The organism is Pseudomonas sp. NPDC077649, assembly GCF_044542855.1.
Taxonomy (GTDB): domain Bacteria; phylum Pseudomonadota; class Gammaproteobacteria; order Pseudomonadales; family Pseudomonadaceae; genus Aquipseudomonas.
The window spans coordinates 510,872-533,276 of sequence record NZ_JBITVF010000002.1 but is presented as its reverse complement, the minus strand read 5'-3'; the positions used below and the strand labels follow the sequence as shown (position 1 = coordinate 533,276).

Annotated in this window: 30 protein-coding genes and 3 pseudogenes; 6 read left to right on the top strand and 27 right to left on the bottom strand. The window is 63.2% G+C overall.

Annotation, left to right across the window (positions count from 1 at the left end):
* Window positions 1-47: 47 nt before the first annotated feature.
* On the top strand, window positions 48-587 hold the full coding sequence (locus ACIGFL_RS09590) for a DUF2058 domain-containing protein (protein ID WP_021442159.1): 540 nt from the start codon (window positions 48-50) through the stop codon (window positions 585-587).
* 90 nt (window positions 588-677) lie between these two features.
* Here the strand turns inward: ACIGFL_RS09590 and ACIGFL_RS09585 are convergent, their stop codons facing one another.
* The 3 genes from ACIGFL_RS09585 to ACIGFL_RS09575 form a co-directional block, all read right to left on the bottom strand.
* The gene (locus ACIGFL_RS09585) at window positions 678-953 is read right to left on the bottom strand and encodes a Rho-binding antiterminator (RefSeq protein ID WP_397497021.1); all 276 of its coding nucleotides are present in this window, start codon (window positions 951-953) and stop codon (window positions 678-680) included.
* Window positions 954-1,058: 105 nt separating this feature from the next.
* Window positions 1,059-2,330 carry an OprD family porin gene (locus ACIGFL_RS09580; RefSeq protein WP_397497020.1) on the bottom strand — a complete coding sequence of 424 codons (1,272 nt, stop codon included), beginning with the start codon at window positions 2,328-2,330 and terminating at the stop codon, window positions 1,059-1,061.
* 142 nt (window positions 2,331-2,472) lie between these two features.
* Window positions 2,473-3,477: an MBL fold metallo-hydrolase gene (locus tag ACIGFL_RS09575; RefSeq protein WP_397497019.1), complete on the bottom strand. Its 1,005-nt coding sequence runs from the start codon at window positions 3,475-3,477 to the stop codon at window positions 2,473-2,475.
* A gap of 132 nt (window positions 3,478-3,609) precedes the next feature.
* On the opposite strand from ACIGFL_RS09575, the gene ACIGFL_RS09570 reads away from it, so the two are divergent.
* The 3 genes from ACIGFL_RS09570 (at window position 3,610) to ACIGFL_RS09560 (ending at window position 5,673) form a co-directional block, all read left to right on the top strand.
* Window positions 3,610-4,167 carry a TetR/AcrR family transcriptional regulator gene (locus ACIGFL_RS09570; protein WP_397497018.1) on the top strand — a complete coding sequence of 186 codons (558 nt, stop codon included), beginning with the start codon at window positions 3,610-3,612 and terminating at the stop codon, window positions 4,165-4,167.
* 84 nt (window positions 4,168-4,251) lie between these two features.
* Window positions 4,252-5,388, top strand: a complete 1,137-nt coding sequence (locus ACIGFL_RS09565; protein ID WP_397497017.1) for a DUF5610 domain-containing protein — start codon at window positions 4,252-4,254, stop codon at window positions 5,386-5,388.
* 48 nt (window positions 5,389-5,436) lie between these two features.
* On the top strand, window positions 5,437-5,673 hold the full coding sequence (locus ACIGFL_RS09560) for a glutaredoxin family protein (RefSeq protein WP_021445715.1): 237 nt from the start codon (window positions 5,437-5,439) through the stop codon (window positions 5,671-5,673).
* A gap of 220 nt (window positions 5,674-5,893) precedes the next feature.
* Here the strand turns inward: ACIGFL_RS09560 and ACIGFL_RS09555 are convergent, their stop codons facing one another.
* From ACIGFL_RS09555 to ACIGFL_RS09445, 23 genes and pseudogenes are all read right to left on the bottom strand, one after another.
* A complete protein-coding gene (locus tag ACIGFL_RS09555) occupies window positions 5,894-6,109 on the bottom strand; it encodes a hypothetical protein (RefSeq protein WP_397497016.1) in 216 nt (71 codons plus the stop codon).
* Window positions 6,110-6,264: 155 nt separating this feature from the next.
* On the bottom strand, window positions 6,265-6,474 hold the full coding sequence (locus ACIGFL_RS09550) for a hypothetical protein (protein WP_397497111.1): 210 nt from the start codon (window positions 6,472-6,474) through the stop codon (window positions 6,265-6,267).
* A gap of 94 nt (window positions 6,475-6,568) precedes the next feature.
* Window positions 6,569-6,754 (bottom strand): annotated as a pseudogene (locus tag ACIGFL_RS09545) (DUF4406 domain-containing protein); the annotation flags it as partial.
* Between the two features lie 203 nt (window positions 6,755-6,957).
* Window positions 6,958-7,347, bottom strand: a complete 390-nt coding sequence (locus tag ACIGFL_RS09540; RefSeq protein ID WP_397497015.1) for a hypothetical protein — start codon at window positions 7,345-7,347, stop codon at window positions 6,958-6,960.
* A complete protein-coding gene (locus ACIGFL_RS09535) occupies window positions 7,344-7,973 on the bottom strand; it encodes a hypothetical protein (RefSeq protein ID WP_397497014.1) in 630 nt (209 codons plus the stop codon). Before ACIGFL_RS09535 ends, ACIGFL_RS09540 begins: the two co-directional genes overlap by 4 nt.
* On the bottom strand, window positions 7,970-8,920 hold the full coding sequence (locus ACIGFL_RS09530; protein WP_397497013.1) for a hypothetical protein: 951 nt from the start codon (window positions 8,918-8,920) through the stop codon (window positions 7,970-7,972). The genes ACIGFL_RS09535 and ACIGFL_RS09530 overlap by 4 nt, the downstream gene beginning before the upstream one ends.
* Window positions 8,921-8,997: 77 nt before the next feature.
* Complete coding sequence (locus ACIGFL_RS09525; protein ID WP_397497012.1) at window positions 8,998-9,180, bottom strand: hypothetical protein; 183 nt, start codon at window positions 9,178-9,180, stop codon at window positions 8,998-9,000.
* 91 nt (window positions 9,181-9,271) lie between these two features.
* Window positions 9,272-9,730: a hypothetical protein gene (locus ACIGFL_RS09520; protein WP_397497011.1), complete on the bottom strand. Its 459-nt coding sequence runs from the start codon at window positions 9,728-9,730 to the stop codon at window positions 9,272-9,274.
* The gene (locus tag ACIGFL_RS09515) at window positions 9,727-11,085 is read right to left on the bottom strand and encodes a DNA cytosine methyltransferase (protein WP_397497010.1); all 1,359 of its coding nucleotides are present in this window, start codon (window positions 11,083-11,085) and stop codon (window positions 9,727-9,729) included. The genes ACIGFL_RS09520 and ACIGFL_RS09515 overlap by 4 nt, the downstream gene beginning before the upstream one ends.
* Window positions 11,082-11,318 carry a hypothetical protein gene (locus tag ACIGFL_RS09510; RefSeq protein ID WP_397497009.1) on the bottom strand — a complete coding sequence of 79 codons (237 nt, stop codon included), beginning with the start codon at window positions 11,316-11,318 and terminating at the stop codon, window positions 11,082-11,084. Before ACIGFL_RS09510 ends, ACIGFL_RS09515 begins: the two co-directional genes overlap by 4 nt.
* Window positions 11,315-13,828 carry a DNA methyltransferase gene (locus ACIGFL_RS09505; protein ID WP_397497008.1) on the bottom strand — a complete coding sequence of 838 codons (2,514 nt, stop codon included), beginning with the start codon at window positions 13,826-13,828 and terminating at the stop codon, window positions 11,315-11,317. The genes ACIGFL_RS09510 and ACIGFL_RS09505 overlap by 4 nt, the downstream gene beginning before the upstream one ends.
* On the bottom strand, window positions 13,825-14,034 hold the full coding sequence (locus tag ACIGFL_RS09500; protein ID WP_397497007.1) for an Arc family DNA-binding protein: 210 nt from the start codon (window positions 14,032-14,034) through the stop codon (window positions 13,825-13,827). Before ACIGFL_RS09500 ends, ACIGFL_RS09505 begins: the two co-directional genes overlap by 4 nt.
* Window positions 14,027-14,227: pseudogene (locus ACIGFL_RS09495) on the bottom strand (DNA translocase FtsK); the annotation flags it as partial. The pseudogene ACIGFL_RS09495 and the gene ACIGFL_RS09500, both read right to left, overlap by 8 nt.
* Before the next feature lie 120 nt (window positions 14,228-14,347).
* A pseudogene (rdgC, locus tag ACIGFL_RS09490) lies at window positions 14,348-15,262 on the bottom strand (recombination-associated protein RdgC); the annotation flags it as partial.
* A gap of 10 nt (window positions 15,263-15,272) precedes the next feature.
* Window positions 15,273-15,683 carry a hypothetical protein gene (locus ACIGFL_RS09485; protein ID WP_397497006.1) on the bottom strand — a complete coding sequence of 137 codons (411 nt, stop codon included), beginning with the start codon at window positions 15,681-15,683 and terminating at the stop codon, window positions 15,273-15,275.
* 2 nt (window positions 15,684-15,685) lie between these two features.
* On the bottom strand, window positions 15,686-16,174 hold the full coding sequence (locus ACIGFL_RS09480; protein ID WP_397497005.1) for a hypothetical protein: 489 nt from the start codon (window positions 16,172-16,174) through the stop codon (window positions 15,686-15,688).
* The gene (locus tag ACIGFL_RS09475) at window positions 16,171-16,740 is read right to left on the bottom strand and encodes a hypothetical protein (protein ID WP_397497004.1); all 570 of its coding nucleotides are present in this window, start codon (window positions 16,738-16,740) and stop codon (window positions 16,171-16,173) included. Before ACIGFL_RS09475 ends, ACIGFL_RS09480 begins: the two co-directional genes overlap by 4 nt.
* 379 nt (window positions 16,741-17,119) lie before the next feature.
* On the bottom strand, window positions 17,120-18,778 hold the full coding sequence (locus ACIGFL_RS09470) for a YqaJ viral recombinase family protein (RefSeq protein ID WP_397497003.1): 1,659 nt from the start codon (window positions 18,776-18,778) through the stop codon (window positions 17,120-17,122).
* Complete coding sequence (locus tag ACIGFL_RS09465) at window positions 18,775-19,410, bottom strand: ERF family protein (RefSeq protein ID WP_397497002.1); 636 nt, start codon at window positions 19,408-19,410, stop codon at window positions 18,775-18,777. The genes ACIGFL_RS09470 and ACIGFL_RS09465 overlap by 4 nt, the downstream gene beginning before the upstream one ends.
* A 12-nt stretch (window positions 19,411-19,422) precedes the next feature.
* On the bottom strand, window positions 19,423-19,653 hold the full coding sequence (locus tag ACIGFL_RS09460; protein WP_397497001.1) for a helix-turn-helix transcriptional regulator: 231 nt from the start codon (window positions 19,651-19,653) through the stop codon (window positions 19,423-19,425).
* A 233-nt stretch (window positions 19,654-19,886) separates the two neighbouring features.
* Window positions 19,887-20,138, bottom strand: a complete 252-nt coding sequence (locus ACIGFL_RS09455) for a hypothetical protein (RefSeq protein ID WP_397497000.1) — start codon at window positions 20,136-20,138, stop codon at window positions 19,887-19,889.
* Entirely contained in the window at window positions 20,131-20,283 is a 153-nt protein-coding gene (locus ACIGFL_RS09450; protein ID WP_397496999.1) for a hypothetical protein, read from the bottom strand. The genes ACIGFL_RS09455 and ACIGFL_RS09450 overlap by 8 nt, the downstream gene beginning before the upstream one ends.
* Window positions 20,280-20,639, bottom strand: coding sequence for a hypothetical protein (locus ACIGFL_RS09445; RefSeq protein ID WP_397496998.1), 360 nt, complete (start codon window positions 20,637-20,639; stop codon window positions 20,280-20,282). The genes ACIGFL_RS09450 and ACIGFL_RS09445 overlap by 4 nt, the downstream gene beginning before the upstream one ends.
* A gap of 379 nt (window positions 20,640-21,018) precedes the next feature.
* Here ACIGFL_RS09445 and ACIGFL_RS09440 point away from each other — a divergent pair, with 379 nt between their 5' ends.
* Window positions 21,019-21,345, top strand: a complete 327-nt coding sequence (locus ACIGFL_RS09440; protein ID WP_397496997.1) for a hypothetical protein — start codon at window positions 21,019-21,021, stop codon at window positions 21,343-21,345.
* 65 nt (window positions 21,346-21,410) lie between these two features.
* Here ACIGFL_RS09440 and ACIGFL_RS09435 read toward each other — a convergent pair whose 3' ends face one another.
* Window positions 21,411-22,079 (bottom strand): S24 family peptidase, encoded by a 669-nt coding sequence (locus ACIGFL_RS09435; protein WP_397496996.1) that lies wholly within the window; start codon window positions 22,077-22,079, stop codon window positions 21,411-21,413.
* A gap of 109 nt (window positions 22,080-22,188) precedes the next feature.
* Here ACIGFL_RS09435 and ACIGFL_RS09430 point away from each other — a divergent pair, with 109 nt between their 5' ends.
* A complete protein-coding gene (locus tag ACIGFL_RS09430) occupies window positions 22,189-22,389 on the top strand; it encodes a Cro/CI family transcriptional regulator (protein WP_397496995.1) in 201 nt (66 codons plus the stop codon).
* Window positions 22,390-22,405 lie beyond the last annotated feature (16 nt).

The following is a 22,405-nucleotide window of genomic DNA, read 5'->3' as shown; positions in this document are numbered from 1 at the left end:
GAGGGCTCGGCGCCGCTGCAACTGAATCATGTTCGGGATCTCTAGTCATGGGTCTTTCCCTGCGCGACCAGCTGCTCAAAGCCGGCCTGGTCAACGAAAAACAGGCCAAGCAGGTTGGCAAGCAGCAGCAGAAGCAGAAGCGCCTGGCGCACAAGGGCCAGGCCGAACTGGACGACAGCGCTCGCCAGGCCGCGCTGCAGGCCCAGGCCGAGAAGGCCGCGCGCGACCAGGAACTCAATCGCCAGCAGCAGGAAAAGGCCGAGCAGAAGGCCCGCGCCGCGCAGATCAAGCAGCTAATCGAGCGTTCACGCCTGCCCAAGCTGGACGGCGACGACTACTACAACTTCGTCGACGACAAGAAGGTCAAGCGCCTGGCGGTCAACACCCTGATGCGCAACAAACTGTCCAACGGCTGGCTGGCCATCGTCCGCCACGGCGGCGGCTACGAGGTGATCCCGCGCGAAGCGGCGCTGAAGATCCAGGAGCGCGATCCCTCGCGCATCGTCCTGCTCAACACCCATGTCGAAGCGCCGGACGCCGACGACCCCTACGCCGCCTACCAGATTCCCGACGACCTGATGTGGTAACCACCTAGGCTACTTCGTGCGCACCGACAATGCCGTGAGGCAGGTGCGCATGGCCTGGGCGGCCCCGCGACACCCTACGGCTTGCTCCGCTTAGCAGCGCGCCCCGCCCAACAGCACCCGACCGAAGCTCGCCCCGTCGTCCTGCGGGGTGATCGCCAGCAGGCGATCCAGGCGCAGGCGCCGCTCGCCATCGGCGCAGCGCAGGAGCAGAAATTCCTCCTTGCTCGCCGTGGTCTCGGTGGTCAGCGCCTGGCCTTGCAGGCGCGTGCCGTCGAGCAGTTCGATCTCCAGGCGGTAGCGGTGCAGGCAGGCGATTTCCAGGTAGTCGTACAGGTCGCAGGCCAGGGGTTGGTAGTCGCTGTCCATCGAATCGTCCTCCGCGTCGATCTGAGCCTAGCCGAACGCCCAGACCAACAAAAGCGCCGCGACTCCGTAAGCGGAGTGGCGGCGCTTGGGGGCTCGCAGGCGGCCTTACATCAGCGGGATGGTGTAGCTGACGATCAGGCGGTTTTCGTCGAGCTCGCCCAGGGCATCGGAACGCAGGGTGGCGTTGCGCCACTTGAAGCCCAGGTTCTTGAAGGTGCCTTCCTGGACGACATAGGTGATGTCCATGTTGCGCTCCCACTCTTTGCCGTCCGAGACGCCGGGGCCGCGGTCGATATTGTCGCCGTTGAGGTAACGGGTCATGAAGCTCAGACCCGGCAGGCCGAAGGCAGAAAAATTGTAGTCGTAGCGCACTTGCCAGGATTTTTCGTCCTTATTGGCGAAGTCGCCGATCTGCACATAGTTGACCAGGAAAGGATCGGTGCCGTTGATGTAGGCGTAGCCGGTGTCGCCGCTCATGCTCTGGTAGCCCAGGCCGAACGCATGGCTACCCAGGGCGTAGGTGAACATGGCGCCAAAGGACTTGTTGTCGATATTGCTGTGGCCGTCGTCGGTGGTGCGTGCATAGCGCACGTCCGATTTCAGCGATTGCTTGTCGGCGATCGGCAGGACATGGACCAGGTTGAAGATGTGCTGCTTGTACAGGTCTTCCAGCTCGCCGTAGTGGTAGCTGGCGGTCAGGTCCTTGGTCAGTTGATAGGACAGACCAGCGAAGTTGAAGTCATCACCGACGTTGCCCTTGCCGTTGAACGTGAAGCCGCGAATGCCGCCACCTGCGTTGACGCTGAGGTCTTCGAAGTTGGTGGAGTCGCGCTGGTTCTGTTCCTTCAACTGGCCGGCGTGCAGGGTCAGGCCGTCGATTTCGTTGGAGGTCAGATGGCCGCCAAGAAAGGTCTGCGGCAGCAGGCGCGCGTCGTTGGAAGAGACGCTGGGTAGCTTCGGCATCATGCCGCCGACCTTGGCGACGGTCTTGGATATCTTGACCTTGGCTGCGCCGGTGGCCTCGGAATACTCGCCCGGGCCCTCGTCGCCGAAGGCATTGGGCAGCAGGTTGGTGCCGGCGCGCTCGTCCGAGGAGTCGAGCTTCACGCCCAGACCGGCATAGGCGTCGAGGCCGAAGCCCACAGTGCCCTCGGTAAAGCCGGATTCGGCCTTGAAGATAAAGCCCTGGGCCCATTCTTCGCGTTTGGACTGCTGCGCCGAGGTGGTATGGCGCAGGTCGCGGTTCATATAGAAGTTGCGCAGCTCCAGGGTGGCCTTGCTGTCGCCGATGAAGTCGGCCTGAGCCATGCCTGGCAGGGTGAGGCTGGCGCCCAGCGTGGCGAGGGCCACGGCGCGGGCGAGGGGAGTCTTACTCATTATTGTTGTCTCCTCGTTCTTATAGTTGGGTCGGCCACGATGTGACCGGCCAGTTACGGCGTTGTGAAATAAAGCATTTCAGTGGCGAGTCGACTGTAAGACTTTAGTCTGGACGGACGAGCGGTAGCTGGCGCCTGGCCGTCTATTGCAGCCACTGCGGGTAGACCGGCAGCGCCTGCTGGGCGAGCGCATCGTGCGCTGGCAGCACCTTTAGCTCGGGCTGTTGCTGCATCAGCCGGTGCACCTGCTGCAGGACGTCGGTGGTGGCGACGCGGTCGTGATCGACCAGTCGGCGGCTGATCCAGAACTTCTCCCGCGGTCCGGTGAAGCCCTCCAGGCGCCAGCTGGCGTCGCCGGTGAAGAACAGGCGGCGACCGTCCTCGAGGGTGACGAACAGGCCGACCGAGCCGGGGGTGTGGCCACGCAGCGGCACCAGCACCAGGGCGCCGTCGCCTAACAGATCGAGGCTCTCGGCGAAGCCGAGAAAGGGCTGCGGCGCGAAGTCGTACGGCACCCAGCGCACGCCGTGCTCGAACTGGCTGGGCAGGATCGCCGGCGGCGCGGCGATGCGGCTGAACTCGATTTCCGCGTAGGGCGCCCAGACCGGCACTTCGGGGAAGTCGGCCAGGCCCGAGGCATGATCCCAGTGGGCGTGGGACAGCAGGATGCGATCGACGCGGATGCCGTCGCGCTGCAGTTGGTCGCGCACCGGCCGCACCGCGCCGTACTGCATCAGCTGCCGGCTGTGCCAGGGCATCTCGGCGAACTGGCGGTCCACCTGGCGGCCGAGGCCGGTGTCGAACAGCAGGGTGGCGGCATGGTGCTCGATCAGCACCGCCACGTGGTTGGCGGTGGCGCTCTGCGTCCACTTGCCGCCGGCCACGGTGAAGGCGTCCAGGGTCGTGGTCGCGGAGGTCTTGACCAGGCTCAGGCGCAGCTCGGCCTGGGCGCCGAACGCGAGGCCGGCCAGCAGCAGGGCGAAGGCGTAGCGACAGCGGCGCACAGGTTCGCTGTCCCTGGGGGCGGGAAGGGACTGATCATGCCGCCGTTCAGGGGTAGCGCGGCGCAGCAGCGCGCGGCCGATCAGGCTGGCGAACGAGCGCGCCTGGTAGCCGTTGGCGGACAGGTTGAGTTCGAACCGCGTCATGGCGAATGCTCCAGGGCTGGGGTGAATGGATGTTAGACAGACAGGTCTGTATATTTCAAGCGACGATTTTCTCCCCGCCGCGGTCGACCTTTGCCGCACCTTGCGCATAATGGCCGCCTCTGGAGGTTGCACATGGCTTCGAACAAACGCGAACAGCTGCTCGCCACCGCGCTGCAGTTGTTCTACCGCGAGGGTTACCACGGCACCGGCATCGACCGCATCCTGGCCGAATCCGGGGTGGCGAAGATGACCCTGTACAAGCACTTCAAGTCAAAGGACGAGCTGATTCTCGCGGCCCTGCAGCTGCAGCACGAGCAGCTCGGTGCGCGCATGCAGGCGGCCCTGGCCGGTCTGGCGCCGCGCGAGGCGATCCTGGCGACGTTCGACGGGCTGCAGCAACTGCTTGGCGAGGCGGATTTCTGCGGCTGCCTGTTCCTCCATGCCACGGCGGAGTTTCACGACCGCGCGCACCCCATCCACCGCCAGGCGGCGGCGCACAAGCGCGCCTTGCTCGAGCACTTCCGTCGTGCGCTGCAGGCTCTGGGGGCGACGGATGCCGACGCGCTCGCCGCGCAGCTGCAGTTTCTCTTCGAGGGTGCGTTGAGCATGGCTCATGTCTACGGCCCGGGCGATCAGGCGCGCCAGGCGCGGGCGGCGGCCGTGCGCCTTCTGCAGGCGGCGGGGCATTGACTGGCAGACCGTTGGTCGTGTGCGACTAAAGCTTGCGCGGCGGCGGCCGTTAACCCGGCAGATGTCCTGCCACGGTACCTTGCCATGAACAGCCTGGCCTCGCTCAACCCCTCCGCCTCGCGTGCCGCCCAAGCCGCTCAATCGCCGTCGCCGCGCAGCAATGCGGCCGATGCGCAGTCCGTTCTGGCCAACCGCTTGGCCGACAAGCTCGGTTTGCAGCCCGGCGCGCTGAGTGGCAAACAGGACGATTTCACTCCCGAGAAGGTCGCCGGGCGCATCCTCGGCTTTATCGAACAGCGCCTGCAGAGCGAGGCTGCGGCGGGTGCCGATCCGGCCAAGCTGGAGAAACTCCTCGGCCAGGCACGCGAAGGCGTGGAGAAGGGCTTCGCCGAAGCGCGCAAGATTCTCGACGGCATGGGCGTGCTGGCCGGCAAGGTGGCCGGCGATATCGACGATACCTATCAGCGTATCCAGGACGGCCTCGGCGATCTCGACCGGCGCTTCGGCGCTGCCGCACCGGCGTCGGGCTCGCTCGCCCTGGTCGGCTACAGCGAGCGCTTCAGCGCCCTGGCGGAAACCTTCGACCTTTCGGTTACCACCCGCGACGGCGACCGCCTGCGCATCTCCGTGGCGCAGGCTTCGGCCAGCTGGTCGCAGAGCAGCTTCGCCGCCGCCAGCAACGGCAGCGGCACGGCCGTGACGGCCAGCAGCCAGTCCGGCAGCCTGCAGATCGGCGGCTGGCAGGTGAGCGTCGAAGGCGAGCTGGATGCCGACGAGGTCAAGGCGCTGGAGAAGCTCTTCAGTCAGGTGCAGGAGCTGTCCAACCAGTTCTACGCCGGCGACCTGGCCGGCGCCTTCGACCGCGCCATGGCCCTGGAAATGGACGGCGAGCAACTGGCCTCGATGTCCCTGCGCCTGACCCAGACCAGCGTGCGCCAGGCCACCGATGCCTATGGCGCCGTGGCCGGGCAGGGCGCCAGCGCGGTCAATGGCGACCTGCAGAACTATGCCCAGGGCCTGCTCGAGGCGCTGCGCAGCGCCGAAGGCCTGGCGCAGGACGCCGGCGGCCTGCTCAAGGACCTGCTCAAGGGCGGCTTCTCGCTCGACGAGCGCTTCGACTTGCCGCGCCTGGAGAAGGCCGACAGCCTCAACCGCAGCCTGCTCGACGGCCTGCAGGCGCTGCTCACCGGTCAGCTCGGCGAGGGCGCGGCCGCGAGCTGATTCGCGTCGGTGCTAAACTGCGCACCTTGCCGACAGTGAGGTGCGCACATGACGCCGGAATGCCAACTCTTCGGAACCCTGGGCTGCCACCTGTGCGAGGTGGCCGAGGCGCTGCTCATGCCGTTCGTCGAGAACGGCCTGCTGGTGGAGCTGATCGATATCGCCGAGCACGAGGGCATGGTCGAACAATACGGCCTGCGTATCCCGGTGCTGCGTCGTTGCGACACCGGCGCCGAACTGAACTGGCCGTTCGACGGCGAGCAGGTGGTGGCCTTTCTTCGCTGAGGCGTTGGCCGGCGGCAGGCGGGATGGTAATCGCAGGCATAAAAAAACCCGCCGGTTAAGGCGGGTTTTTGATTTGGTCAGAGACAGGATTCTAACGTCTTTTCCAACCTACTGTTTTTACTTGGTTTTTCTACGGTTGGATTTTGGCGGCATACCTTTAGGCATACCATTTGAGTATTCTCCCGCTTCCTTTCCGACCGGCGGCAAGGAAAGGAAACGGTTAGGCATGACGCTGGCGTTGCTCTTCCGCGATGCGCTGCTCGAACACCAGCGCCTCCCTGGCGTTCAACGTCGTGGAGAGTATCTGACTGCAGATCAGCTTCATGTCGCCACCGGCTAGCAGCTCGATAACGAGCCGATCAATCTGATCAAGTGCGCCTGTTCCTAGTGTGGCGGTGTCGATGATGCTGATCAAAAGTCCTTCGCGCGATTCCATAACTGCTTCCCTATGGCTGATAACACAATTGGTATAACGCGCTGAGCACCGTTTTTATCTGCGAGCAGAAAAAATGCTCAGTTCCCAAGTTGGGATACCAGCCTATCGCCATCATGGAATATGCAACCCCTATCTAGAATGGGCATTGCAGGCGGTCATGTCTGCGGACTATTGTCGGAATCAACCGCCTGCCGGTACTGCGCCGAGAACTCCAGCATTTCCCGGCTCAGATCCATGGCGCGGACGCTGCTGGACTGGCCGACATAGCGCCGGGCTTCGTCCAGCAACTGGACTGCTCGGGCCAGCGTGATGCCCTTGTCCTGGGCCTTGATCAGGTTGATGGCGTGGGATTGGCTCATGCTCATGGTGCACTCTCCTGGCGATGATGCGGGCGGCTGGGATGATGGTCATGCCGAGGCGTACCGCCTCCTGCCGTTCGCGCAGCGCTCCGCGCGACTCCGACCAGCCAGGTAGCAAGGCGATGGTGTCGCAGGTACGCATCTGCGGGATGCAGACGGCCATGTAGGCGTCCCAGCTATCCTGGGGCGGGTTCTCGGCGGGGTTCTCGACGTGGTAGCCGAGGGCGCGCAGGCGGGCGGCTTCGGCGTTGAAGGCGGGATAGTTGAAGTCCGGCAGCCCGGTCATCGGACCAGAGAGATATGCGCGTTGGATCTGTCCAGGCGCTAATGTGGGTGTCTTCGAGGGCATCACATTGGCGGCCCGCTCCTTCTGGCGAATTTTCTGGCGCTTCTTCGAGCACTTCTGGTGGCCACCAGCACTGCGAGGGCGCAGGCAGATGTCGCAGGTGGCGTTCCAGTCGTAGAAGGTGGGGCGGTCGGTGTCGGAGATCATGGCTTTCTCCAGGCGAAGGCCACTGGCTCAGGCGGGAGCCACAGGTGGCGCATGTTGGCCACGTTGATGACGTCCTTGTCGGCCGGGTAGACCTCCAGAGCGTCCCGATCGCCGCGCCCGGCCTGACGCTTGAGCCCCATCAGGTCGTCCCAGGTGATTCCGTCCATCCAGCGCTCACCGTGCAGAGAAGTCCTGCTGATGCTCATGCGCTCGATGCCGTTGGGCTCTTCGTAGATCTGCACCAGGAAGTCGCGAAAGCGCCAGACCTCCTTGGGCTGGCGCTGATGCTCTGGCCATTGACTGCGAGGAACTGGCTGCGGGATTCGCGGCTGTTTGGCGTTTTCCTTTTCCAGCAGGCGGCGCTGCTGTCGACTTGGGCTGGTCATGCTGCCACCTCTGCGCCGGCCTTCAGCTTGTCGTATTGGTCGATGCCCCATACCAGCGCGCGACAACACCACAGATAGCGGTGGGTGAAGCGCCGGAAGTTGCGCTCGAAGAAGTCGGTGAACTGATAGGTGTGCCCGCCAACTTCTGCGCTGAACTCGTAGGCCCGCTTGTAATTGCCATGCTCATCGTTTGCGTCCGACCACTGCAGAACATCGTCGTCTACGGCCTCGCGCAGGTCCGATGCAGCTTCTTCGTCGAGCCCCTCGAGCCAGTCGCTCAGGTATTCGTTTACGACTGCAAGGAAACGGTCGTGGTCATACTCGAATACGCAGCCAGGGTGGCGTCCGCCGTCGGCGGCCTGAACCTTCTCCGACCAGTATCCTGGGTTGATCGGCAGCGCATCGGAGCAGTCGCGCCGAAAGAACCCCAGCATGTCCTCGACGCGCTGGAACACGTAGGTGCCCATGTCGCCGGTGTAGCAGAGGTGTCCTGGCCAGGTGATCAGGTCGAAGTACATGCAGCTGGTGTCCGGCTGCTTGAAGCGGAGGTGGCGATAGAGCCCGTCGTCGCGCAGGATTTTCAGGCCATGGTTGGCTACGTCACTCAGAAACTCAGCGTCGGTCATGGCTGCTGCTCCTGCTGCTTGCCTTGTTCGGCACTATCCAGGCGCTCGATCTCGGCGAGGATCAGGGCGCCTGCCTTGATGAGGTTGCGGCGAGGGGCGCCTGGCTTCCACCAGGCTGGTTCGGTTCGCACCGGGCCTTCACCGCGGCCAGCGACCTCGTTGTGCCAGGGCCAGCAGTCAGGAGCTTCATCGCCGCCGTCGCCCTGGCTGTACGGGTGCAGATGATCGGCGGCATGCAGCGCATATGCGGCGCCGGCTGCAGCCAGTTCACCGCCGTCGTGCTCGGCGTCGTGATCAGGCGTCCAGCCCTCGGCGGTGATCTGCCGCTGGCGCTCGGCAAGGACGTCGCGGGCGGCCGGGGTGTGAATGTCCTTTGCTGGGATAGCCGCATCGCACGACTGGCACATGCCGCTGCCTGCAATGAACCCGGCGTCGTAGCTGTCAGCGAGGTGTTCGGCCTGGCAGCACTGGCAACGCACAGCGGTCAGCTCAGCCTTCACGGGTGGTGCGGCGTCGAGCATGGCAAAGTAGGCCGCGCGGGTAATTTGGCTCCATGGAAGAAGATCGCCGTTCGGATAGAAACAGGGCTTATCGAGTGCTGCCTGCATCATTTCCGGAGTAGGGGTGATCGGTACCAGTGCATAGCCATCCGGCACATACACCTGCGGTTTGGCGGCAGTAGAAATCTGCTGAACTGCAGGTGCTGGCTTATCACGCCTGGCCGGGCAGTCCGGGTTGTCGCAGGGGCCTGGAGAGTAGTCGCCGCACGCGCTGCGGTCGCAGTCTGGTTCGGCGCCTGCCAGGACCACCAAATCGCGAATAGCGTTGTACTGCTGTTCGGTGAGATAGAGCGGGGTGCGGCCGTCCTCGAACACGGCGAGTTGCTCGAAGCGGTGCTCGGTGAAGTGGGACAGGCTCTGCAGTGGCGATATGGGTTGATCGTTCATTGGTCACCTCACAGCTGTGGGATAATCGTTGTCTGGCCTGGCCGGCGGCATCGGGCAGGGAAGTCCGGCCGGGCCGCTTAGCGGTTCTGGCGCAGGTCGGCGAGCTTGCGGGTCAGATCCATGGATGCGCGGCGCAGGGCGCCTGCCTCTACCGGCACACGCTTGCCGTCCGACTTCTTCCGCGCCGAGCGCAGCGCCCGGGCGGCGCGCAGGCAGCGGGCCAGTTCCAGAATCGTTTGGTCGAGGGTGTGAGCTTTCATGGTCAGTCCTCTTTCGGAGTGGTAGGGCTGCAGCGCAAGCAGGTGCACACACCGACCCGAAGGCCGGAGGTGCGGCAGTAGATAGGGGCGTTCATGCGCTCACCTGCGACGGGCTCCAGGCGCCAACACGTTCGTAGATGCTGTGCGCATGCTTCTCGTCGATCACCACGCTGTCTGGGATGGCTATCCAGGCGTGGCCGATGACGTGTTTCGGGTTGCACGACGCGATCACGTCCTTGACCGGCTGCTCGAACAGGTCGCGTAGGTTGGTGATGACGTGAATGCCTGCCAGTTCGTACTCGACCGACTTCGCCCAGCGCTCGTTGCCGTTCTGGCAGATCGCCGAGACGTACACCGTCCAGTGGTGGGCGATGTCGCAAAGGGCATTGGCCACCTGGCGGGTGACGATCTGGCGCAGGTTCACGTAGTTCAGCATCACCTGAACCTCGGGCACGCTGGCGTCGACAATGCAGGCCTTGTTCTGGCGCAGAAGGGCGCCTGCGGCCCGCTCCATTCGGGCGCGCATGTTGTTGGGCTTGCGGCGGCTCATTGGGCACGCTCCAACTCGCGCTGAATGCGCCGGCCGATCCACCGGACAACCGGAACCGCCTTGCTGTTGCCGATGGCCTTGTAGCGTGGGCCGTCCGGGCATTCCTCGGCAGGCTTCCCGCGCCAGGGGATCATGGTGTAGTCGTCAGGGAAGCCCTGCAGGCGCTCTCCCTCGCGCGGGGTGAGACGTCGGACGCCAGCCGAGATCTGTACCGCAACCTGTCCGCCTGCATTTGCATGGCTATCTCCGTGCCCCATTGCGCGCAACGTCGGTGCCAGCTCGCCAGCATCAGCACCATAGTCCTTGCAGCTGAATGCCAGCACGGCATTCTCCTGGCCGTTGTTGCGGCCAAGGGTATGAGCCATACCGACTTCGACGCATGGATCCTGCGTGCCGTGAACGACGAAGGTCTCGCTTTCGAAGTCCATCCTGCCGCTGGCACTGGCGCATGCGTTGCGCGCGGTGGACACATCGATTGGGCCGCCCTGGTTGTTGCCGCCGAAGGCCAGAATGTGACCTGCCTCTGCACCCTTGTCCGTGGCCAGGCCGCTGCCGCCATGACCGTTCGGGCCGCAGCCGGCCGTCAGGGCGCCGACGATCTCACCGGAAGCGATCAGGTGGCTGGCTCTGGCGTGGTCGACGTCGCTACCGCCGTCAGTGCTGCGAAGAGTGCCGGCGGCAGGGTCTTGCCCCTTGCCTCTGCCCGGCGGAGTATCCCGGCGCAGGCCTTCGGACTCAAAAAGTACCGTTGCGGGATCGAACCCTGCTCGAGCACTTGCGACAACGAACACACGGCGGCGTCGTTGGGCCAGGCCGAAATATTGGGCGTCAAGAACCCGCCAAGCGATTGTTCTTTTGGGTCCATACACACAACCAGCGTCCTGCCACCTTTTCCCTGCTGGCTGCAGCTCGCAGTCTTCCCCAGCAAGCGCGCCAAGAAAGCATCCGAAGGCGTTGCCTTTGTCGGAAAGGACTCCAGGGACGTTTTCCCAGACGACAATGGCGGCGGGCTCGCCTCTTCGAGCGCGAATAAGGTCTGTTGCATCTGCAAGCTCCACATATTTGATGGTGAGTTGGCCGCGCGGGTCGTCGAGGCCGGCGCGCATGCCGGCGACAGAGAAGGCCTGGCAGGGCGTGCCGCCCACCAGCACCTCCGGCGCGGGGATAGTGCCGGCCAGAACCTGGCGGGCCAGCCTAGTCATGTCGCCCAGGTTGGAAACCTCGGGCCAGCGGTACTCCAGTACCGCCGAGGGGAACGGCTCGATCTCTGCGAACCATTCAGCCCGCCAGCCCAGCGGGTGCCAGGCGACGGTAGCGGCTTCGATGCCGCTGCAGACGGAGCCGTAGGTGATCATTGCCCACGCCCCTTTTTCATCCAGTGATGATGAAACCCGCGCAGCCAGGACGCTGCGTAGAGAATGCACAGCGCGAAGATGCCCCACTGCTCAGCGCTGTAGGCCGACCAGAACCAGAACGGCTGAGAGGCCATGCCGAAAAGGCAGGCGTATCGCCGCTGGTGCTCGCTCGCTGCCTGGGACAGCCACACCGCGATGACGCCAAAGATGGCGATACCGATCTGCGCTATCACTCCGCACCTTCCTGCTGCTCGGCATCGAGCAGGGCGAAGAGGTCGGGCATGGCCATGTCCTTCTCGGCGGCCTTCAGGTACTGCACGCCGTCGAAGAAGTAGCCGGTGTTGAGCTCGCTGGCGCTACCGCGGCGCCCGAGCTTCACGGCGCGATAGGGCACAGTCATCAGCCCGCCAAACGGGTCATGCACTACGTCGCCAGGGTTGGAGTAGCGATTGATCAGGCGGTCGACAATGTCGAACTGCAGGGGGCAAACGTGGTTCTGCAGGCCGCGCTGGGTCTGCTGACCATTCAAAGTGATCATGCGGTTCACGTCGTGCCAGACCTCGGCATGGTGGCTGCCAGGAGCCAGAGACATGAAGGTCGATGGGAGGGCGCCGCGCAGCTCCAGCTCCTGGCCAATGCGCACGTGAAACTCGTAGTCGTAGATGTTGGCCAGGCTGTATTCGGTGAAGGCCTTCGCCAACTTGTCAGGGCCAAGGGTGGCTAGTTCGTCAGCGGTGATCTGGCGGTTCCCGCTGGAGCGCCAGAAGGCATGGGCGTCTACCTGCCACTGAGCACGGGTATAGTCGGCTTTATCCTTGCGCACCGGCTCGTCGGCGTAGCCTTTCGAACGGTCGGTCTGTGGCTTGTGGAAGAGCAGGATGTACTCGGGGGAGCCGACACCCATCTTCGTGCCATCTTTGCACTGCTCAGACCAGCCAAGGCGATAGGTCTGGTTGTTCTCGCGCACCACGTCAGTGACTACGGTGATCATGCCCATGTAGTCGAAGCCGTGTTTCATGCCATGAAACAGCGCCTCGGCATGGAAGGGGCTGACAGTTGGGATGCCGGCGCCAGTGACATTGCCGAACAGGATCCGGTCTTTCACGTGGCAGCAGTAGATGCGACCAGGCTTGAGAACGCGCAGCAGCTGAGGCGTCAGGAAATCCATCTGCTCCCAGAAGTGAGTGTTGTCCTCGGTGTGCCCAAAGTCCTCATAGCACGGCGTGTATTCGTAGTGGTTGGAAAAGGGAATGCTGGTGACGATCAGGTCAACCGAGTTTTCGGCCATGGACTGGGCCTCAAGCACGCAGTCATTGTTCGCCACGCGGAACTGATCGCCGTTTACCTCGATGCGCTCAACGCCGATGGTGCGGGCGAGCACGTCCTGCATGGAAAGGCTGTTGAGCCCATGCTCTTTGATGATTGCTGTCATGTTGGAGACCATCTCGGTGTGCTGGCGCCACTTGTCCATCAGCGTGCGCAGTACTTCGCGCTCAGCCTCGGAATGGATGATGTGAATCTCCACCGCGTGCTGCTGTAGGAAGCGCTGGATCCTGTGGATCGCCTGGATAAAATCATTAAATTTGAAGCCGATGCCGACGAAGATCGCTTTGTGGCAATGGCGTTGGAAGTTGCAGCCGCTTCCGGCGATTACAGGCTTGGCGCTCAGGTACTGGAACTTGCCTTCGCTGAAGTCGACGATGGCTTGTTCGCGAGTATCCAGATCCTGGGCGCCGTATACGCTGACCGCTTGTGGTAGTGCCTGCTGGATGGCATGGCGTTCGTCTTCAAGGTCATGCCAGAGGATGTAGTGGCTTTCCGGGTCGGCCTGCAGGATCTCAACCATCTTTCCGACGCGACCAGCCAGGCTGTCGCGCTTCTCGGCGCTGGCCTGCTGCACACCCAGCGATACGTTCTTGAACAGCAGGGCCTGGCCGTCGCGTTCGGTACCTGCGGCTGCATGGTTGGCCGGCACTTCGTGGAAGGTTACCTGCAGCGGCGGCAACTCATAGCCGTCATCGCTAAATCCGAGGTCACTCGGGCGCTGAAGGAAGATCGCCCAACTGTTCAGCCACAGCCAGAACTCACGTTCCTTGTGCGGGTAGAGGGTCAGGTTATTGGCTTTGGTGCTGTCGCGCTGGAAGAAGCGCGTGAGTGCCTGGCCGGTGTCCATAATGCCCAGGAAGCCGGCGTAGTGGATCAGCTCCTTGTAGCGGTTAGGGCTGGGCGTTGCGGTGGCAACAAAGCGGTACCGGACGGTAGAGAACAGATCCAGAAACGTCTGGTAGGTCTTCGAGCCGAAGCTGCGCAGCACGCTGGCTTCATCCAGACTCACTGCTGTAAACAGGTTCGGATCAAGCTTGCCGTCGCGGATGCTCTCGTAGTTGGTCAGGTAAAAATTCTGGCCTGGCTCCATCTCTTCAGGGGAGCGGATGAAGCTGAAGGTTACGCCGAGCATTGCGCCATCGCGGCGGAACTCCTGGCGAACGCCAAGGGGAATGCAGATCAGTACCTGGCCACCAGCATGCTGCTGAATCAGGCGCAAGATCTCGATCTGGATGACGGACTTGCCGAGGCCGAAAGCCGCAAACACCGCCCGGCATCCACCGCGCACCGCCCAGCGCACGATTGCGCGCTGGTGGGGCTTGAGGATCGGATTGATATCGCCATCGTCAACCTCGAAGCCAGCGAAGTCGGCAAGGCGGATTTTTCCGCGCAGGAACTTCTCGTAGCAGACGGTCATGCCGAGGCTCCCTGGCTCTCTACCTGGCGCTCCAAGGCATCCAGCAGCAGCTCCTGGCGCTTGGCGCGAGCCAGCTTTTCCTCGATCGCCTGGACCACGAAGGTGTTCATGCTGGTGTGGTCGAGCTGTGCGGCAGCGTCGACGCGGGCGCGGACGCCATCAGGCATGCGGACCACGAACTTGTCGGCGGTGCGAGAGTTACCCATGGCGGATTACCTCGCGCGAGCCGTTGCTGTTCATCGCGGTGACCACGCCGGCCATTTCCATGGATTCGATCAGGCGGGCGGCGCGGTTGTAGCCGATCTTCAGCTTGCGCTGCACAGCGGAAATACTGGCGCGCTGGCTTTCGCGAACGAATGCCACTGCATCGCTGTACAGGGGATCGTCTTCACTGCCGTCGATATGATCGTTCGCCTGGCTCTGGGCGATCGCTTCTTCGATATCCACCTGGCGCGCCAGATTGTTCGAAGTGGCGCGCGCCTCAAGGCGAGATTCGAAGCCTGGGCCTTGGTCTTCGCCAAGGCCTTGCGGGGCTTCTTCGCCGCCCAGGGCGGTGAGCAGTTCGGGCACGAACTCGCGGAAGGTGCGCATCATCAGGAAGAAGCTGGCGGACTGCTGGGACAGGGCATCCTCGCCGCCGTCCTGCTCGGCCTGGTCGGTCAGCAGGTCTTCGAAGCGCAGGCGCTTGATCTGCAGCTTGTCGTCGAGGTCGAAGGAGAGCTTGTTCTGCCAGGCCAGCGACAGCTGGGTGACCTGCTTGCCGGTGGAGAGGTGCAGCTGGATCTCCTCGCTGGTCAGGTCCTGGTGCTTGGCGGCGATGCTGCCGCCGTCGGCGTGGGTGTCGCGCAGCAGGGTCTGGTCGAGCACGAAGAAGCCTTCGGCCGCGCCTTGCTTGAGCCAGTCGGTGAGGGTGGCGGTCGGCGCGATCTTCACGCACACCGGGCGCACCGGTAGGGAGCCGAGGCATTCGCGCAGGGTGGAAAGCAGATCCTCGGCGCGCTTCGGCGAGCTGGCGTCGACGTAGATCAGGCCGGCGGCCGGGTCGATGCCGGCGAAGGTCGAGACCTTGCGGGTGAAGGCGCGCGGGAGGAAGGCCTGGACGATCTCGTCCTTGAGCTGGTCGCGCTCCTTCTTGTAGACCTTGCGCAGCTGGCTGGCTTCGATCTCGTCGACCTTCTCCTTGAGGGCGTCGCGGACCACATGCCCGGGCAGCATGCGTTCCTCCTTCTGCGCGCGGATCAGCAGCATGCCCTCGACGGCGTGCACCAGGGGCGCGTCGGCGCCCTTGCCGAGCGGCGCGGCAAAGCCGTAGGTGGTCAGTTCCTGGCTTTCGCACGGTCGGGCGGGCTTGCTTGCCAGCGCGACTTCCAGCGCTTCGGCGGCCAGGTCGATGGCTTGGGTGATGCGGTAGATCAGCAGGTTGCGGAACCACATGGCTGAGTCCTCAGGCGACTTTCGGGGATTTGGTGTACTGGGGGATGCCGTGCTTCTCGGCCAGACGCTCGAGGCGAGTGGTGCCGATCTGAAGGCGCTTGGCGGCGGTGGACTTGGCGATGCCCAGGCCGGCCAGAGCGCGGGCGCGCCGGATCAGCGCGGGGCTGTCCTCGACTACCGAGCCGGCGGGGCGGCCACACTTGCGCAAGGCCTTGGCGGCCTGCTCATGACGGCGGGACTCGGTGATGATCGTCATGTCGGCAGCGCTCCACTGGCGGTTGACCAGTGGGCGCTGCTCGATCGGCGATTCCAGTACCTGCTCGGCCCCGGCCTGGTACTCGGCCAGCATGGCGGCGATCCGTTGGCGATCGGCTTCCTTGGATGACGGGGTCGGCAGGTTGAGTGTTGTCAGGTGGTGCATGATCACGCTCCCTGATTAGAGGTTTTGTTGCCGTCGAAGAGGGCGAAGATGTTGCGGCCGCGCTTGTCGAGCATCCCGGCCAAGGCGGCGACCTTGAGTTGGGTGTCGGTGTGGCGGCGCATTTCGTCCGTGCTGAGCAGTGTTGTGCGCGTCTTGTCCATAACCTTCTGGCAGGCCGCCACTTCGCGCCGGGTTGCCTGAAGGGCTCGCGCTGCTGCCAGGCGAGCCTGGTCGCGCGGCGGCACGATGCGGTAACCCTGGCCGCGGACGGACACGATGTAGATGCAGTGGTCTTCGAGCAGCGCTTGCTTGAAATCCTCGATACGGCTCATGGCGACGAACTGTGCGTCGCGCGCCTGCTCAACCGTTTTCGGGGTCGGTAGTTCGAGCGCCCAGGCCAGCCAGTCATGGCTGATCAGGTCGCCATCGTTGAAGTTGTCAGCGATGAACTTTTCGACGGCGCCGGCCAGGCTCCAGGTGGTAGAGGTCATGCCAGCACCTCCACCGAGAAGCGGCCGAACTTCGGGCGGTAGTCGCCGATGCCGCAATATTGGCCAGCATCCTCAAGGCACTTGACGACCTGCTCGCGGTTGATCGTCTCGGAGTCGAAAGCGATCTCGCAGGTCAGTGACCATTTGCGGAAAAGCGGGCGGTAGCGGGTGAGGCGTGCGGTCTGTACCTTCACGCTGCGAGCGTCGTAGAAACGCTGTTCCCACAGACCGGAAACGGTGCGCGGTCCGGTGTATTCCAGCATGCAGCGCTCGTCCATGACCTCGACGGAGCGCTTGAGTTGGGTGCCCATCTTGGAGAGCTTGCCGCCGGCGACCATCGCTGATTCGATGTTCACGCCGGGGACATACGGGCCGAGCTCTTCATCGAAGTACATGCCGCCGCGCCATTCGGACTGGGCGATCGCTTCGTGGTCTTCGTCGGTTTTCTTCCGTTTGCTGGTCAGCGCTTTGTGCGCCTTGGTCAGCGGATTGAGAGGGTCGGCGAAAATGTCGCTGTGCATGAGCAGAGGACGGGTACCGATGATTTTTACCTTGATCGTTTGCATCTGACTTCTCCAATGAATGTGTGCGCTATGCGCCCTTGCCTCGCCAAGCATCGCCTCGCCCTGTCTCGCCGTGCCCGGCCCTGCCGCTAGGGGTTGGTAGCTATCGCCACCGGAAAGCCGACTCAAAGAATCGGCAGACCGCTGGTTACAGCCCTTGTCTTGCGGAGCCTCGCCAGGCCGTGCCTTGCCTTGCAGTGCCAAGCCTCGCCAGTGATGCCTCTCGGCACCGGAGAGGCGACTCAGTGAATCGCCAGACCGCTATCGAGTAGCCCTTGCCGTGCCAAACCTGGCCTTGCCTAGCCGCACCTCGCGGCGCCAGGGTGTAGGAGCCCCAACCCACGCTGGATTGAGCCGGCGCGGTTGGCGTTGCAGGTGGTGGTTAGGCGGCGGCTTTCTGGGTCGCTACGCTGTTGATGTGCTGCACCAGGGCTGCACAGATGCGCGGCCAATCGCTGGCGCGGTACAGCACGGCGTTGCGCTCCCGGTTGGCGGGCTCGAAGCCCAGGCTGCGCAGGAAGTCGGCCGTGACGGTGAAGCCGAGGGTGCTGTTGATATCGCCGAGCTTGAGGCGCTGGCCGTCGTCTGCCGGAGCTTGCTGCTTGACCGGCTGCACGGCTGCAGGCTCCGCGGCGGCGGTTGCCTGTGCGACGGCGGGCGCTGCAGGCTGGGCGGCTGCCTGCTGCTCGGCCAGCTTCTCGTCCTCGATCTTCTTCAGCTCTTCCTGGCGGATGAGCTCGCGCTCCTGGTCCTGGCGAAGCTGCTCGGCCTGCTTGTGCTCGGTGATGCGGTTGGCGATTACCGCTTGCAGGTCTTCGCTGGCCTTGAGCAACAGTTGCTGGGCGTCGTGGAACAGGAACTCGAAGCCGGCGGCCTGCTCGCGCAGGGTGGCCAGGTTCTGGTTGATGCTGGTGGCGACGGTGCTGGCCTCGACCTTGGCGCGGGCTAGTTCGGTATCCGCGGCGTCGCGCAGGCTGGCGATGGTCTTCTTGCCCTTGATGGCGCTGGCCACGTCGATGACGACTACGGGCATGCGGATCTTGCCGCCGAAGCCGGCTTCGAGGTCGGCCGTGTGCTTGCGGAAGGCCTCGTTGGCGTCCTGCACGATCTTGTCGCGGATCTCCTGCTTGCGGTTCTTGACCAGCTTTTCGAGGCGCAGGCGAACCTGGCGGGCTTCCTCGTTGACCTCGTCGAGGGTGCGGATCACCGCGTCGATATCCTGGGCCTGGCCCAGGATGTGATCCTTGGTAGCCGCCAGGCGAGTCTCGACGTCGGCGCACCATTTCACGGTCTTCTCGGCATCGGCGAAGTCCTGATCGTCCTGCAGGTCGGTATTGATGTTGCCGATCGCTTCCATGGCGAGCTTGCGGAACTGGTCGAGGTTCGAATGCTTGACCATGCCGGTGACTTCGACGTGGATGGCCGGCAGCATTTCCGGGGCGCGGCCGATCTTCTCCACCGGCTTGGCGGCCGGCGCTTCCTGGGCTTCGAGGTCAGCGGCGAACTGCTCCCAGCCAGCTACCAGCGCTTCGGCGCGGCCAGGCTGCGCGGAGTACTCCATGGAGACGAAGTGCTCTTCGGTGCCATCGGAGCAGACGAAGATCACCTTGTCGGCGCCGGTGACCAGCAGTTGCTGCTCCAGCTGCCAGTAGTAGTGCGGGTCGAGCTCGCGGGCGAGCACCTGGGCGGCCAGGTCTTCGTTCCACAGCTTGTGCTCGAACAGCACCTGCTCGGCCATGTCCATGCCGTCCAGACTGGCCAGCAGGTTGCCGCGGGTGCAGGTGACCGGATACAGATCCTCACCGATCTTTTCGGCCAGGATGGCCCGAGCAGATTCCTCGGCGGCGTGGCCGCGATCGAACAGCGCCTGCTTGGCCGGGGTGACCTCGGGGGCGAGGCCGGTTTTCTTCTGGCGCAGCAGCTCGGAGCGGGTCATGTACTTCGAGGCGCCCATCATGGCCGGCGCCTCGCTGGCGGTGAAATGGCTGGAGCGCAGCACGTGCCACTCGAGCGAGCCCTGGGTTACGTCATGGATTTTCATGCTTGTGCTTCCTCTTCTTCGAGCGCACGGATCTGCGCGATCTGGTCTTCGGTGAGGGAGTTGCCGCTGCTGACGGTGGCGATCACGCGGTCGGCGGACTTCTGGCCGGAAGCGATCAGGGCCTGCCATTTCGGCAGCATTTCCTGCAGCTTCTCGTCGGGATAAGGGGGCTTGCCGGTGGTGGTAGGCTTCGGTTCCGGCTGGCGCTCTGCGCTCTGCTTGGGCAGCGAGACGCCGTCGCTATCGCTGTCGTCGAGGTCGTCGTCGGCGGAGACGCAGAGGATTGCCTGGTAGGCATACCGGCGCATGAAAGTGATGGTCGCGCCGTAGATCTTGATCTTGTCGTAGCCGCTACCAAGCTCGACTTCCGAGGTCTCGGTGGCGCCGCTGGTGTGCACCAGCTTGGTGATCAGGACGTGGCCGCGCTCGGTCTTCTGCAGAATCTGCAGGACGGCCAGGCCGTTGGCAGCCAGGGCAGGGCGGGTCTTCTTGATCAGCTCGTCTAGGTCGGCGTATTTGAAGGTCCGGTTGCCATCTTGTCCGTCGCGGTTCTTCTCGATGGGCAGGAATTCACCCTGCGCCTTTGCCAGCGCAGCGTAGAGCTTGGCCTGCAATTCGATGTTCTGTTCCATGGTTGCCGGTTCCTACTGTTCTTCGCCGTCGTTGGCGGGGTTCTTGCGTTGATCGATCCAGGCCTGCACTTCGTTGGCCGAGAAGCAGATTGGCGAGCTGCGGCCGGTGCCCATCAGCTTCCGCTTGGCCGGGAAGTCGCCGGCCTCAATCAGGCGGTACACCGAGGTGCGGGAGAGGCCGGTTCTCTTCAGCACTTCCGGCAGGCGGATCAGGCTGTCGGGGATGGCTGTTGCTGTTGTCATGCGGGCGGTACTCCGTACTTGATCAGGGCTGCTACCAGGGCTGCGCCCCAGATAGCGAGCCAGATTGCGAACTGACGCAGAACTTCGCGGGTGAAGCGCTTCATGCCGGCACCTCGCAGGTGATGAACCACATGCCGCGACGGCGGACGGTTCGCTTGATCTGGCGGATATCAGTCACGCCTGCTGCAGTGGCTCGGGCGAATGCCTCGGCAAAGCAGCGGCCTGTGAAAGGGCTAGGCATGTGGCACCGCCAGGCCCAGCAGGGCAGCGTTCTGGTTGTTGCGCAGTTGCTTGCGGCGCGCCCTTACGGTGTCGTTGAGCCGGTCAGTCAGGCTTTGCAGTTCCTGATCGGTCAGAAGTCCGAGGGCGTAGGCCATCTGAATCATTCCCTCGCAGCGCTCGGCATCAGGAGCCAGAGAAATGCTGTTCAGGGTGATCTGGCGTTCGATGACCTCGCGGGCCTTGGCTTGGCTCCAGTCAGACATAAGCCACCTCCGCATCCTGCTCGCGGCACTCGGCCAGCCAGGCTTCGTCGTCCTCTTGCTCGGCCAGCTCTTCATCGGTGAGCGGGTCGAGGTAGTCGGGATCGCGCGGGTCGAGGTGCCGGCGCCAGGAGTTGGCGGCGATCATTGCGGCAGCTCCAGGGCGGCGAACTTGGCAGCCACGATGCGGCGCTCGACTTCCTCGGCGACGAACAGCGGGCGGCACTTCTCGACGTGCTCGGTGACCCAGCCATCGGCCAGCTTCTGCGCAGCCTTCTCACCAGTAATGCGGGAGAGGCACAGGGCGTAGCGGGTGTCTTCGTCGAAGCGATCGGCGCAGAACTGGGCGAAGGCATCGCACAGCGCCGGCTCACCCTGCTGCAGGTCGTTCAACACGACGCGCTGCATCACAGCGATGGCGCGGTTGCGCGCCTTCTCGCGCTCCGGCAGGCCCGGATACGGCAGCGGCTGGGCGCTTTTGATCAGGTCGGGATGCAGCATCATGGGTTTGCCTCCGGTAATGGCCTTTCGGCGCTACGTGGAAGCAAATTTAAGCAAGCTGAAATTACTAGTCAAGCATGCTGAACATTATTTTTCAGAATGCTGAATTTTTTGGTAGGGTGTGAGTGACTCTGCGCGAGGCGCTGAAACGAAAAAGCCCGGCGCTGGGCCGGGCTTGCTGTCACTGGTAGGTCACTTACGCCGATATCTGGCGATGGCACGTATCTCGGTGCCTTCGTGGTGCCTGGTGGCGACCTTACGGTACCTGAAATACAGGATAGACCCAGCTGTTAGGAGTATCAGGGCGATTCGCATGGCTGGGACTACCGAGGCCATCCATGTATCGGCACGGTTAAAAACTAGTGGGACCAGGATGCCAACGATGAACAGAAAAGTAAGCTCGAGTGAAACCAGAATGATCGAGGCTAGGATCAGTCGATCCCTGCGTATTGCCTTCTGGGCGGCCCTGGTAATCGCCTTTGTGATACCGATGGCTGAGAACGCTTTCATCACCAGCAACACCGGGAGGCTGGTTATGCGATTGACCGACATCAGTGCCTTGCTGGCTATTTTCTTGAGCCTTGCCAAGGCATTCCTCCTTGAGAGGCGGCTAAACGCATGCCGCCTGTTGCAGTTGGAGCAGTTGAAATCAGAGGCAGAAGGGCAGCAAAAGGAAAAGACCAAAAATCGTCAATGCCCAGAGCAATAGTGCCCTGGTCGCACGCCTTTCACCCCGGCCGAGCGCATCGAAGAATCTGAGCCATCGCAAGTGGCTCAGCCCATGGCGCCGCCGCGCCATATCACGCGACCAAGGATCGGCATATCGTGGAGCACGGATTCAGTTACTGGCTCGTCCGGGTAGGCTGACTTGTCGGGGTTGTCGCTGCGGATAACCCAGGCGCCAGACAGGAGCTGGTTGATTCGCTTGATACTGATACCCCCGTCTGGCCTTCTGATTGCGTAGGCCTGGCGATCACGCGGAGTAGTGTCCGACCAGTCGAATAGCACCACGTCGCCATCAAAGATGTATGGCTCCATGCTGGCGCCTTCGGCGTAGATGACAAACAGGTTTTCAGGCTTGGCGCCCATGCGCTTGAGCCAGTCGCGCTTAAACGCCAGGCCGCCCTTAACCTCTACGTGGTCGTTGAGATAGCCATCACCGCAATCGCCCTTGGCGGAGTACTGGGGAATCAAAGCATAAGCATCCTCTGCTGGTGAGCGCGTTTCTTCGTCGCGCTCGTCTCCCTGACCAATCGCTAGCCACATTGCGTTGAAGCCGGTGGCTTTTGCCAGTGCGAACAGGTTCTCCGGCTTGAGGCCTTTGCTCTCGCCGCTGATCCACTGGGTTACAGATGAAGGCGCGACGCCGCACAGGGCGGCGATCTCTCCCTTCTTCTTTCCGCTGAGGCTTACAGCCTTGGCGATTCGGTCATGTCTTTCCATGCCCTCACATTAAGGCAGCTTAATTTAAGCATGCAGTATGCTGAATTATCGCCTTGACTGCAAAAATTAAGCATGCTGAACTTGCGTTGTTCCTTTTCAGGAGAACGCAATGAAGACCAAGTCTGCGGCCGATTTCTTCGGCTCCAAAAAGAAGCTGGCTGAAGCCCTTGGCATCAGTCCGAGCGCCGTGACGATGTGGGGTGACGAGGTGCCTGAGCTGCGCCAGTACCAAATCGAGAGGCTCACACGAGGCAAATTGAAGAGCGACACACGCACTGCCTCTGCTGGCCAGGTCGGATCAATCCACTGAGGCCTGTCATGAGCAT